Origin of the sequence: Streptococcus caledonicus, assembly GCF_042656225.1 — a bacterium.
Classification (GTDB): Bacteria; Bacillota; Bacilli; order Lactobacillales; family Streptococcaceae; genus Streptococcus; species Streptococcus caledonicus.
In genome coordinates this window covers 58,019-70,613 of record NZ_JBHSOJ010000026.1, presented here as the reverse complement: position 1 = coordinate 70,613, position 12,595 = coordinate 58,019, and the positions used below count along the sequence as shown (strand labels likewise).

10 protein-coding genes and 1 pseudogene are annotated in these 12,595 nt (G+C 38.8%); all 11 read left to right on the top strand.

The window, feature by feature from the left end:
- Positions 1-616 precede the first annotated feature (616 nt).
- Positions 617-2,587: a peptide ABC transporter substrate-binding protein gene (locus ACFPQ3_RS09695; RefSeq protein WP_156807188.1), complete on the top strand. Its 1,971-nt coding sequence runs from the start codon at positions 617-619 to the stop codon at positions 2,585-2,587.
- A 64-nt stretch (positions 2,588-2,651) separates the two neighbouring features.
- Complete coding sequence (locus tag ACFPQ3_RS09690; protein ID WP_156807187.1) at positions 2,652-4,154, top strand: ABC transporter permease; 1,503 nt, start codon at positions 2,652-2,654, stop codon at positions 4,152-4,154.
- A complete protein-coding gene (gene oppC, locus ACFPQ3_RS09685; RefSeq protein WP_156807186.1) occupies positions 4,154-5,080 on the top strand; it encodes an oligopeptide ABC transporter permease OppC in 927 nt (308 codons plus the stop codon). Before ACFPQ3_RS09690 ends, oppC begins: the two co-directional genes overlap by 1 nt.
- A 9-nt stretch (positions 5,081-5,089) precedes the next feature.
- The gene (locus ACFPQ3_RS09680; RefSeq protein ID WP_156807185.1) at positions 5,090-6,142 is read left to right on the top strand and encodes an ABC transporter ATP-binding protein; all 1,053 of its coding nucleotides are present in this window, start codon (positions 5,090-5,092) and stop codon (positions 6,140-6,142) included.
- 9 nt (positions 6,143-6,151) lie between these two features.
- Positions 6,152-7,075: an ATP-binding cassette domain-containing protein gene (locus tag ACFPQ3_RS09675; RefSeq protein WP_156807184.1), complete on the top strand. Its 924-nt coding sequence runs from the start codon at positions 6,152-6,154 to the stop codon at positions 7,073-7,075.
- A gap of 182 nt (positions 7,076-7,257) precedes the next feature.
- Positions 7,258-9,231, top strand: coding sequence for a transketolase (tkt, locus tag ACFPQ3_RS09670; protein WP_156807183.1), 1,974 nt, complete (start codon positions 7,258-7,260; stop codon positions 9,229-9,231).
- Positions 9,232-9,283: 52 nt separating this feature from the next.
- Positions 9,284-9,985: a DUF5694 domain-containing protein gene (locus ACFPQ3_RS09665; protein ID WP_156807182.1), complete on the top strand. Its 702-nt coding sequence runs from the start codon at positions 9,284-9,286 to the stop codon at positions 9,983-9,985.
- Between the two features lie 39 nt (positions 9,986-10,024).
- A complete protein-coding gene (locus ACFPQ3_RS09660; protein WP_156807181.1) occupies positions 10,025-10,576 on the top strand; it encodes a nucleotidyltransferase family protein in 552 nt (183 codons plus the stop codon).
- A gap of 21 nt (positions 10,577-10,597) precedes the next feature.
- Complete coding sequence (locus ACFPQ3_RS09655) at positions 10,598-11,374, top strand: MBL fold metallo-hydrolase (RefSeq protein ID WP_156807180.1); 777 nt, start codon at positions 10,598-10,600, stop codon at positions 11,372-11,374.
- A complete protein-coding gene (gene tadA / locus ACFPQ3_RS09650; RefSeq protein ID WP_156807179.1) occupies positions 11,368-11,877 on the top strand; it encodes a tRNA adenosine(34) deaminase TadA in 510 nt (169 codons plus the stop codon). The genes ACFPQ3_RS09655 and tadA overlap by 7 nt, the downstream gene beginning before the upstream one ends.
- 172 nt (positions 11,878-12,049) lie before the next feature.
- Positions 12,050-12,595: pseudogene (locus ACFPQ3_RS09645) on the top strand (IS30 family transposase); the annotation flags it as partial.

Sequence of the window (12,595 nt, the reverse complement as noted above, 5' to 3'; positions counted from 1 at the left end):
TCTAAAAGCCAGAGCCTTAGCAATGGTCGCTGCATCTTTTTTATCGGTTTTGACACGTCTGCGACCTTCAATCATCATAGTTGTTGGTGCCCTGACAACATAAGGAATCCCTTGAGCTGGTGATACAAGGTAAACCACAGAGAACCTCTGCCTTTTCTCCATAAAGTCGTCGTAGTTCTTGGATATAGTTCACGATGTAAGTGACATTAGCCTCAACAGTGATAGGATGTTTGACTTGATTTGCCATCATATCATAGTAGCAGAGTGAAAAACTTTCTTTGTGACCATCCATTCCGATAAATAAGACCTCCAATTGAGTGTGGTAATTCCTGTTAGAAATTGATTGTTTTTTTTCTAGTGTACAGGTAAATCCACGAGATATCAACTGGGGGTCTTTACATATTGTCTATATTGTGACAGTTGCTATTAAAGATAGATGATATATATGTGAAACATTGAAAATATCTGAAAATTCAATCTAGAAAACAAAAAATTAAAAAAATATAGCAAATTTTCTGACAAATTACTTTATTTAAGAAAAATTTATGATATAATAGTTTCTAATAACATGACAAAACGGTCGGTTAAGAAAAGAAATTTATAAGAGGTAGCTTTTATGAAAAATAAAGGTAAATTATTAGCTCTTGCTGGGATAACTCTTGCATCAGCAGCAGTGCTTGTAGCTTGTGGTGGTAGCTCTTCAGCATCTAAGTCTGAGGGAGCTTCAAAAGTTTATAACTATGTATATACATCAGATCCAAAATCTTTAGACTATACTTTGACTAACCAATCTGCCACTTCAACGGTTGTAACACAAATGGTTGATGGCCTTTTGGAAAATGATAAATATGGTAACTTGGTGCCGTCACTTGCAGAAGACTGGAAGGTATCGGAAGATGGTTTGACATATACTTACACTTTACGTGAAGGTGTATCATGGTACACCTCAGATGGCGAAGAGTATGCACCAGTTGTTGCGGAAGACTTTGTCACAGGTCTTAAGCACGCAATTGATAAGGAATCAGACTCACTTTATATTATCCAAGATTCAATCAAAAACTTAAATGAGTACAAAGAAGGCAAAGTCAAATTTGAAGAAGTTGGTATTAAAGCGCTTGATGATCGTACGGTGCAGTACACATTGAATGCTCCAGAACCGTACTGGAATTCAAAAACAACTTATTCAATCTTGTTCCCAGTCAATGCTAAATTCCTTGAGTCAAAAGGAAAAGACTTTGGTTCCACTGATCCATCATCAATCCTTGTCAATGGTGCGTACTTCTTAAGTGAGTACACAGCTAAATCATCAATGGCATTTACTAAAAATGATTCATACTGGGATGCTGATAATGTTACTCTTGACGAAGTTAAATTGACATATTACGATGGTGAAGATGTTGGTTCTCTCTATACCAACTTTGATAAGGGAGCTTATAATGTAGCGACACTTAATCCTAACGATCCAAGCTATGCGGATGCTAAAAAGAAATATCCAGAGGCAATTACTTATGGTATGCAGGATACAACAACTTACTATGCATCAATCAATACAAACCGTTCTAACTTCACAAACTCTAAGAAGGATGTTGTTGCTCAAGAGTCAGCTAAGAAAGCTCTGCTTAACCAAGATTTCCGTCAAGCAATTACATTTGCCTTTGACCGCGGTTCGTGGAATGCCCAACGTGCGGGTGAAGATGCTAAAGAAAAAGCTCTTCGTAGTATGTTGACAGCACCAACTTTCGTTTCTATTGGTGAAGAATCTTACGGGCAAGTCGTTCAAAAAGAATTAGCATCTATCAGTGATGAGTGGAAAGATGTTAAATTGGACGATGGGCAAGATGGTTTTTATAATGTTGACAAAGCCAAGGCTGAGTTTACTAAAGCAAAAGAAGCGCTTGGTAGTGAGGTGGTTTATCCAATCCAACTTGATTTCCCAGTAGACCAAGCAGATACAGTTGCTGTGCAACGTGCACAATCAATGAAACAATCTATTGAGGCATCGCTTGGAAAAGAGAATGTGCAACTTAACATCGTTGAACTTGATCATGATACCTACCTCAATTCAACTTACTATGCTGAGGATATTTCACAACAGGACTATGATTTTACGATTGCAGGTTGGGGACCAGACTATGCTGATCCGCGTTCATATCTAGATATTTTCAATGTTGATAACGGAGCAGTTGTTCAAAGAGTTGGGGTAATGCCAGGTAAGAACCAAGATATCGCGAAATCAATTGGCCTTGATAGCTTTACTACTGATCTTGTAGCAGCAAATGCTATTGTTGACGATCTAGATGCTCGTTTTACGGCACAAGCTAAGGCGGAAGCGAAATTGCTTGATCAAGCTGTATTCATTCCACTTATCTCACTTGGTGGTACACCACGTGTAACTAAAGCAGTACCGTTCTCAGGCCGTTACTCTGTATCTGGTGTTAAAGGGTCAGATCTCTATAAAGGTATCGAACTCCAAGAAGAACCTGTAACAGGTAAACAATACGACAAAGCGAAAGCTGCTTGGCTTGAAGCAAAAACTAAGTCAAATGCAGAAGCTCAAGAAGCTCTTGCAGATCACGTAGCTAAATAAAACGTTGTTCAATCAGAACTTTCTCGTTTCTTGAGGAAGTTCTTTTGAACTGTTGGAGGAACGAATGAAAAAATATCTCTTTACTCGTACGTTACGATCGCTATTTTCTATTTTTATGGTTATGGTGATAACTTATACGGTCGTATATACACTGGTTCCGACACGACTTATCTTTAATCAAGACCCATTGTACAATAAGATGTCGACAACACCAGATAAAAAAGATAATTACGTGAATACGGTTTTTGAACGTATGGGCTACATCCAGTACTATAATACAAAAGAGTTAGTAAATAAAGCGAAAACTGTAGATTCTAGTGTAACTTCTGAAGCAACTAAGGCTAATCAAAAAATTTACGAAGATTACATTAAGTCTATTGGAAATGGTTGGGAACTTCATCATTTCAAGGAGAGTGGTCAGGCTTACGCCACTCGAAAAATTCCAATCTATGAGCGATTGTGGAATTTTTTCTCAAATCTAGTAGTGATTGATCATCCATGGAAAGTTAAGGATAAGGATAACCCAGACTTAGATCGTTATATTCGTGTGGAAAATGATCCAGCGATTGGTTGGTCAGTTGTTGGTTCTGGGACTGAGCATAAATATCTTCTTTATGTGAATAATCAGTTCCCATATATTCATCAAAACTTTATCACTTTTAACCTTGGTAATTCTTATCCAACCTTTAGTGGTATTCCTGTTCTTCAGGTTATCACACAAGGACAAGGTAAAGCTTTAACCCAAGATGTTACTTTCCCAACAGGAGTAACTAAAAAGTCTTCTGTTGATATTTATAGCCGTACTTACCAAAATCCTAGCAAGGCAGACGATCTAGCTATTGCAAACTTTGGTAAGGGAGATAATTATACCGCTACAAAAGTTCGTTATACTGATCCATCAATGATTGCTAACTCTGCTCGCATTGGTTTGACAGGTATTTTTATTGCTTACGTATTAGGTCTACCTCTAGGGCTTTTTATGGCTCGTTTCAAATCAACTTGGTTTGATTCTATGTCTACATCTTTGATGACCTTTATTTTAGCGGTGCCATCAATTGCTTTGATTTATGTAATTCGCTTCATTGGAGGATATCTCGGTCTTCCGGATAATTTCCCGTTGTTGGGGGCATCTGATATGCGTTCGTACCTCTTGCCAAGTATTGTATTGGGACTTTTGAGTGTTCCTGGGCTTGCTATTTGGTTCCGTCGTTATTTGGTGGATTTGCAAAATTCTGATTGGATGCGTTTTGCTCGCGCCAAAGGCTTGTCGGAAGGCGAAATTTATCGTTCACATTTATTTAAAAATGCCATGGTTCCTGTTGTTCATGGCATTCCTGGGGCAATCGTATTGACAATTGCAGGTGCGACACTAACTGAAACGGTATTTATCGTCCCTGGTATGGGTAAAATGTTGATTGATTCTATTCGTGCTTCAAATAATGCTATGGTAGTTGGATTGACTTTTATCTTTACTACTTTATCTATCTTCTCACTTTTTGCAGGAGATTTGTTAATGGCTCTTGTTGACCCACGTATTAAGTTATCAACTAAGAAAGGAGGCAAATAATGTCAACTATTGATAAATCTAAGTTCCAATTTGTGGCTCGTGATGATAATGCCTCCGAGGTTATTAATACACCCGCTTATTCTTACTGGAAATCTGTATTTCGACAGTTTTTTGCGAAGAAATCAACATTACCAATGTTGATCATCCTGATTGCGGTTCTTTTGATGAGTTTTATTTATCCAATGTTTTCTAGCTATGATTTCCGAGATGTTAGTGACATTAATGACTTCTCAAAACGCTACATTTGGCCAAACGCTCAATACTGGTTTGGTACGGATAAAAATGGTCAGTCACTTTTTGATGGAGTTTGGTATGGAGCTCGTAATTCGCTTTTAATCTCAGTTTTAGCAACAGTTATCAATATGGCAATTGGGATAGTGATTGGTGCTTTTTGGGGTGTTTCTAAAAGTTTTGACAAGATTATGCTTGAGATATATAATGTTATCTCAAATATCCCAAGTATGTTGATTACAATTGTTTTAACCTATGCTCTGGGAGCGGGCTTCTGGAATCTTATTTTAGCCTTCACATTGACAGGCTGGATTGGGCCTGCGTTTACCATGCGTACTCAAATTTTGCGTTATCGTGATCTTGAATATAACCTTGCCAGTCAGACCCTGGGGACGCCTCCTATGAAAATTGCTGTGAAAAACCTTTTGCCACAATTGGTATCAATTATCATGACTATGGTTTCTCAAAGTTTACCTGGATATATTTCGTCTGAGGCTTTCTTGTCCTATTTTGGTATTGGTTTGCCAATTTCAACACCGTCGTTAGGTCGTTTGATTTCAAACTATTCAAAATACTTGACTAACAACGCCTATTTATTCTGGATTCCACTTACAGCTTTGGTATTGGTATCCTTACCACTCTACATTGTTGGGCAAAACTTGGCGGATGCCAGTGACCCACGTACTCACAGATAAGGAGATAACATGACAGAAACTAAAAATGTAATTTTATCAGCCGAAGATGTGGTCGTGGAATTTGATGTCCGTGACCGTGTTTTGACAGCAATTCGCAGTGTATCTTTAGAGCTTGTAGAAGGTGAAGTCCTCGCCCTTGTTGGTGAATCAGGTTCGGGGAAATCTGTTTTAACAAAAACTTTTACAGGTATGCTAGAGTCAAATGGTCGTGTTGCTTCGGGAAAAATCATCTATCGTGGTCAAGATTTAACAACCATTGAATCACATTCTGATTGGGAAAAAATTCGTGGTGCAAAAATTGCGACGATTTTCCAAGATCCGATGACTAGTCTTAATCCGATTAAAACAATTGGTGCTCAAATTTCAGAAGTTATTGTCAAGCATCAAGGTGTTTCGAAAGAAGAAGCACGTGAACTGTCTATCGACTACATGAATAAAGTTGGTATCCCCAATGCGCAGAAACGTTTCGATGATTATCCGTTCCAATATTCGGGAGGTATGCGTCAACGTATCGTTATTGCGATTGCTCTTGCCTGTCGTCCAGATGTTCTTATTTGTGATGAACCTACAACCGCTCTTGATGTGACGATTCAGGCCCAAATTATTGATCTTTTGAAGTCTCTTCAAAAAGAATATAATTTCACAACTATCTTTATTACGCATGACCTCGGTGTCGTTGCCTCTATCGCCGACAAGGTTGCCGTAATGTATGCTGGTGAAATTGTCGAGTTTGGTACAGTTGAGGATATTTTTTATGACCCACGTCATCCTTATACTTGGAGCCTTTTGTCCTCGCTACCTCAGTTGGCAACAGAGTCTGGGGAGTTGTTTTCTATCCCAGGAACCCCTCCGTCACTCTATGCGCCTATAAAAGGAGATGCCTTTGCTCTTCGTTCTGAATATGCAATGCAGATTGACTTTGAAGAACCTGCACCTAAATTCAAAGTTTCGGATCACCACTGGGCCAAAACATGGTTGCTCCATCCAGAAGCACCAAAAGTTGAAAAACCGGAAGTTATCCGAAATCTTCATGAGAAAATTTCTCGTAAAATGTTGAAATAGGAGAAGGAAATGACTGAAAAATTAGTTGAAATTAAAGATTTAGAAATTTCCTTCGGTGAAGGGAAAAAGAAATTTGTAGCTGTTAAAAATGCCAACTTCTTCATCAATAAGGGGGAGACATTCTCTCTTGTCGGTGAATCAGGTTCAGGTAAAACCACAATCGGACGTGCTATTATTGGTCTAAACGATACAAGTAGCGGAGATATTATCTTTAATGGTAAAAAAATCAACGGAAAACTTTCTCGTTCTGATAAAAAAGAAGTGATTAAGCGTATTCAGATGATTTTTCAAGATCCAGCAGCAAGTTTGAATGAACGTGCGACGGTAGATTACATCATTTCGGAAGGTCTTTATAATTTTAATCTTTTTGCAAATGAAGAAGAACGTCAACAGAAGGTTCGTGACATGATTACTCATGTTGGACTTTTGCCTGAACACTTAACACGTTATCCACATGAATTCTCGGGTGGACAACGTCAACGTATTGGTATTGCACGTGCTTTGATTATGCAACCTGAGTTTGTTATTGCGGATGAACCAATCTCTGCACTTGATGTATCGGTGCGCGCGCAAGTTTTGAATCTTCTGAAACAATTCCAGCGTGAATTAGGTTTAACTTACCTCTTTATTGCTCATGACCTATCGGTGGTTCGTTTTATTTCTGACCGTATTGCTGTTATTCATAAGGGAGTTATCGTTGAAGTGGCTGAAACTGAGGAGTTGTTTATGAATCCAGTTCACCCTTATACAAAATCACTCCTGTCGGCAGTTCCTATTCCAGACCCTATTTTGGAACGTGGAAAAGAGTTGATTACTTACGATCCAGAAATGCACGATTATTCTGTCGATAGACCAGAGATGGTAGAAATCAAACCTGGACATTATGTTTGGGGGAACAAATCAGAAATGGAAACTTATCGTAAATCTTTATAGATTAGAGGAGCTAGATATTCTAGCTTTTTTGTATTGTTTCATCAGAACAGTTTTGAACATTTTAATGTGTGATACTTGGATGTTTTCAAGAAGTGTAGATATTAACATTTGTTGGAAATAGGAATAATTTCATGGTATAATGAAAACGTAAACAAATTCTTTCGACTCTCTAGGAGGTATTTATGTCAAATCTATCAGTCAATGCAATAAGATTTCTTGGTATTGACGCCATTGAAAAATCAAAATCGGGTCATCCAGGAGTGGTAATGGGTGCAGCTCCAATGGCTTATAGCTTGTACACCAAACACATGCGAGTGACTCCAAAAGCTCCAAATTGGATTAACCGTGACCGGTTTGTTTTATCAGCAGGTCATGGATCAATGTTGCTTTATGCTTTATTGCACCTTATTGGTTATGAAGATGTCACACTTGATGAGATTAAACAATTCCGTCAATGGGGATCAAAAACTCCAGGGCATCCAGAATTTGGACATACCTTAGGTGTTGATGCGACTTCAGGTCCATTAGGTCAAGGAATTTCAACTGCTGTTGGCTTTGCACAAGCAGAGCGTTTTTTGGCAGCTAAGTACAATAAAGATGGTTTTCCAATTTTTGATCACTATACCTATGTTATTGCAGGTGATGGTGATTTTATGGAGGGTGTCTCAGGGGAATCAGCATCTTATGCTGCAAAACAAAACCTTGATAAATTGATTGTTCTCTATGATTCAAATGATATCTGTTTGGACGGTGAAACAAGTGATGCTTTTTCAGAAAATATCCGTGCTCGTTACGATGCTTACGGTTGGCATACTAGTCTTGTTGAAGATGGAACAGACCTTGAAGCTATTAGTGCAGCTATTGAAGAAGCTAAAACTTCTGGTAAACCAAGTTTGATTGAAGTGAAAACTGTAATTGGTCACGGCGCTCCAACTAAAGGCGGTACAAATGCTGTTCATGGTGCGCCACTTGGTGCAGAAGAAACTACTGCAACACGTGAAAATCTTGGATGGCCTTACGCACCATTTGAAATTCCTAAAGACGTATATACAGATTTCAAAGAAAATGTTGCAGACCGTGGGCAAGAACTTTATGAAGCTTGGAACAAGCTAGTTGATGAATATAAAGTTGCATATCCAGAAGTTGCAGATGAGATTGATGCTATTGTAGCTGGCAAAGCACCAGTAACTGTAACTGAAAAAGACTTTCCAGTTTATGAAGATGGTTTCTCGCAAGCAACTCGTAACTCTTCTCAAGATGCTATCAATGCGGCAGCAAAAATTCTTCCAACGTTCCTTGGGGGGTCTGCGGACTTGGCTCACTCCAACATGACTTACATCAAGGAAGATGGTCTTCAAGATGCAGAACATCCGCTTAACCGTAATATTCAGTTTGGTGTTCGTGAATTTGCTATGGGGACTGTTCTAAATGGCATGGCGCTTCATGGTGGTCTCCGTGTTTATGGTGGTACTTTCTTCGTCTTCTCAGACTATGTTAAAGCAGCTATTCGTTTATCAGCACTCCAAGGACTACCGGTTACTTATGTCTTTACGCATGATTCGATTGCGGTTGGTGAAGATGGCCCAACACATGAGCCAATTGAACACCTTGCAGGTCTTCGTGCTATGCCAAACTTGACGGTTATTCGTCCTGCTGATGCTCGTGAAACACAGGCTGCATGGCATTATGCTTTGACAAGCGAGACAACTCCAACAGCACTGGTTTTAACTCGTCAAAATCTTAAAGTGGAAGCTGGATCAGACTTTGCAAAAGTTACTAAAGGTGCCTATGTTACTTACCAGACTGGTGAAGATTTCGACACTATTCTATTGGCTTCTGGGTCAGAGGTTAACCTAGCAGTCAAAGCAGCTAAAGAACTTGAAAAACAAGGTACAAAAGTCCGTGTTGTCTCTGTCCCATCTATGGAACTCTTTGATGCACAAGACGCAGCTTACAAAGAAGAAGTATTACCAAATGCTATCCGTCGTCGTGTCGCACTTGAAATGGCAGCGACACAAAGCTGGTATAAATATGTTGGTCTGGACGGTAAAGTTATCGGTATTGATACTTTTGGCGCTTCAGCTCCAGCAACAGAAGTCATCGAACGTTATGGCTTTACAATCGAAAATGTTGTGGCTACTGTAAACAGTTTATAAAATACATTTGAGGTAGAGATGGTATCTTGACCTCTTCTGCTAAGGAGAAACGATGAAAAAGATTATGATTCTAGGAACTTTTCATATGAAAAGTCAAAATGATCTTCATAATGTCGACAACCCGGATCAATTTTTATACCGTGAAAAAGAGATGATTGAAGTTATTGATAGACTTTCTGAGTTTTGCCCTACTAAGATTATGGTGGAATGGGAGCACTCAAAACAAGATAAATTAGACTCCTATTTTCAAAATCATCTCAATCGCAATATTGTATCTAGTGATGAGATTATTCAACTAGCTTTTCCCTTAGCTAAACGTTTTCAGTTAACACCTAAAGCAGTAGACTGGTTTGAAGAAGGAGTGGGACTTTATAGTTTTGGACAGGTTGCAGAAGCATTGGATAGTTTGCCTGATTTAAAATCCGAAATCGAGAACTTAGAGATTCCTCAAAAAGATTTTTCCAAGCCTATTCGCCAACTATTAGCAGAATTGAATAGTACAGAAATCACACAACAAATCGTTTCGTATTACACCAATATAGCTAGAGTTTCAACATCTGATGATATTGGTATTGGTTGGTTACTTTGGTGGTACCAGAGAAACCTTAGCATTTTCAAAAATATTCTTGAAGAGTTAGAGGAAAATGATAGGGCGATTTTATTGATTGGATTATCACATAAAGGAATATTGGAAAATCTTCTTCGTGATAGTGGTTGTGTTGAAGTGGCTGAGGTTTTAGATTACCTAGGTTAAAGGGTTGGTTTTCCAGCCCTTTTTGGCTATAATAGTGGTATGACAGAGAATGATGTATTGGCATTACTGCAAGCTGATGATGATATGATGATTATTTTAAGGGCAATGGCAGAGCTGAATTTACTAGATTCTTGGTTGGCAGCAGGTGCAGTTCGGAATTTTATTTGGAATAAGCTCACTAATCTTCCAGCCTTTGATCACCAGACGGATATGGATGTGGTGTATTTTGATCCCGAGAAAACCTATGAAGAAACTTTAGCAATTCAGGAATTTCTGAGTAACAATTATCCCAATTATCACTGGGAAGTCAAAAATCAGGTTGATATGCACCAGCACAACCCCAATACGGTTCCCTATCAATCAGCCTGTGATGCCATCAATAAATACCCAGAAAAATGTACTGCAATTGCGGTGCGACTAAAAAAGGATAAGCTAGAGTTATATGCTCCTTATGGTTTGGATGATATTATTAACTTCCGTGTCTCACCAACGCCATATTTTTTAGCAGACGAGGAGCGAATGGACGTTTATCGTAAGCGTCTAATGAAAAAGAACTGGCATGAGAAGTGGCCACAACTACACTATGAATAGGAGATTAAGGAAGGACATAAAATGAAATTAACAACCTTAGGATGCTGGGGAGCTTATCCTTATAAGGATGAAGGTACAACTGCGTACTTATTGACTGGACATGATGGCTTTCAATTTCTTATAGACTGTGGTAGCCGTGCGGTCAATGAACTTGAAAAAGAAATCAGCCCCTTGGACTTAGATGCCGTTATTATTAGTCATTATCACCCTGACCATGTAGCAGACTTGGGTGTTTTACGCCATTATTTCCAACTATATCCGAAACATCTTTGGGAGCCAAAGGTGTTACCAATTTATGCTCATGACGAAGACGTATCAGAATTTGAAAAATTAACCTTACCAGGTGTTTCGCAGGGGTTTTCTTACAATACGTCAGGAACTGAGACAATAGGTCCGTTTTCAATTACATTTATTAAGACAGTACACCCAGTGGTTTGTTATGCTTTTCGTATTGTTGAGGAAGCAACAGGACAGGTTTTTGTCTTTACGGCAGATACGGGTTATTTTGAAGATTTGGAAACATTTGCCGCAGGCGCAGATTTACTATTGGCAGATGTTTATCTTTATGAAGGTAATGAAAACCATATCGCTCACTTGACAAGCAAAGAAGCAGGGCTATTGGCACAAAAAACAGGAGTCAAAAAATTAGTCTTGACTCATATGCCACCATTACCCCCAAAAGGAATGCCAACAGAAAATCACCTAGAATATCTGAGAAATGAAACCCAAAAATATGCGGGAAATATCCCAGTTGAGTTAGCGAGTCCACACCAATCTTGGGAAATTGGAGAATGTTAGTGTTTACTGAAGAAGAAAAATCTTCTTTTATGCAGGAAGCCATAAAAGAAGCTCAAAAGTCGCTCGAGAAAGAAGAAATTCCAATAGGCTGTGTCATTGTTAAAGATGGACAAATTATTAGTAGAGGTCATAATGCACGAGAAGAACGCAACCAAGCTATTATGCATGCCGAAATAATGGCTATCACTGAAGCAAATCAAAAAGTAGGGAATTGGAGACTTCTTGATTGCACATTGTTTGTGACGATTGAACCTTGTGTCATGTGCAGCGGAGCAATCGGACTAGCACGGATTCCAAATGTTATCTACGGTGCAAAAAATGCAAAATTTGGAGGAGCAGGATCATTGTATGATATTTTGACGGATGAACGTCTTAATCATCGTGTTACTGTAGAGACTGGTATCCTAGAAAAAGAGTGTGCTGCCATTATGCAAACTTTTTTCCGAACACGCCGACAAATGACTAAACAGAAAAATAGTTTTTTAACGAGAGGTAGAAACTAAAGTTACCAAAAGTTTAGTATGTTTTTGTATCTCTGTAATTGAAAAAAGCCAAAATCCTATAAAAAATTTCAAAATAAAAAATCTCCCGCGTTGTGAAATGAAGTGTAACAGAAAAGACATGTTCGTCTGATATACTAGAATTCCCCCAACTCAGTATAGAAAGCAGATGAACATGTCCACTAATTATTTTACCAAAAAGTCGCGTTGTTCTCATTTCTAAGCCCCTGAGCGAGGTGAAATTATTGCCTATCTCAAGATGGGGAAGAAAACCGCTGAGATTGCTCGCCTTCTAGGTTGTCATCGCTCGACGATTAGTCGTGAAATCAAGCGGGGCAGCGTCGCTCAGGTTCAAGATAAGAATGGTAAACGAACTTATTATCAAGTCTATTTCGCTGATAGTGGTCAACGTGTCTACGAAGAAAACTGTAAAAATAGTGTCTACCTGAAGTTAGACCAGTGTTCACCACGCTTCACAGAAATCATTCCTTCAACGAAAACAAACTATCGCTATATTGGAGCTGGTCTTATATCTATCAAGCCAATCGATTTGCCAAAGATGGTGAGTATTAGAAAGCGGTCTAACTCTAAATTCAAGGTCAATAAGAAGACCCTTGGAAAATCCATTGAGGAGCGTCCAGAAGTGATTAATAACCGATCTGAATTTGGGCACTGGGAGATTGATTTAATTCTTGGTAAAAAGACTAAAGGAGAGGCTGTC

Bases quoted from the DNA above. Each gene is read 5' to 3' on its own strand.
- ACFPQ3_RS09695 (WP_156807188.1), top strand. From the start codon at position 617: ATGAAAAATAAAGGTAAATTATTAGCTCTTGCTGGGATAACTCTTGCA.
- ACFPQ3_RS09690 (WP_156807187.1), top strand. From the start codon at position 2,652: ATGAAAAAATATCTCTTTACTCGTACGTTACGATCGCTATTTTCTATT.
- oppC (WP_156807186.1), top strand. From the start codon at position 4,154: ATGTCAACTATTGATAAATCTAAGTTCCAATTTGTGGCTCGTGATGAT.
- ACFPQ3_RS09680 (WP_156807185.1), top strand. From the start codon at position 5,090: ATGACAGAAACTAAAAATGTAATTTTATCAGCCGAAGATGTGGTCGTG.
- ACFPQ3_RS09675 (WP_156807184.1), top strand. From the start codon at position 6,152: ATGACTGAAAAATTAGTTGAAATTAAAGATTTAGAAATTTCCTTCGGT.
- tkt (WP_156807183.1), top strand. From the start codon at position 7,258: ATGTCAAATCTATCAGTCAATGCAATAAGATTTCTTGGTATTGACGCC.
- ACFPQ3_RS09665 (WP_156807182.1), top strand. From the start codon at position 9,284: ATGAAAAAGATTATGATTCTAGGAACTTTTCATATGAAAAGTCAAAAT.
- ACFPQ3_RS09660 (WP_156807181.1), top strand. From the start codon at position 10,025: ATGACAGAGAATGATGTATTGGCATTACTGCAAGCTGATGATGATATG.
- ACFPQ3_RS09655 (WP_156807180.1), top strand. From the start codon at position 10,598: ATGAAATTAACAACCTTAGGATGCTGGGGAGCTTATCCTTATAAGGAT.
- tadA (WP_156807179.1), top strand. From the start codon at position 11,368: ATGTTAGTGTTTACTGAAGAAGAAAAATCTTCTTTTATGCAGGAAGCC.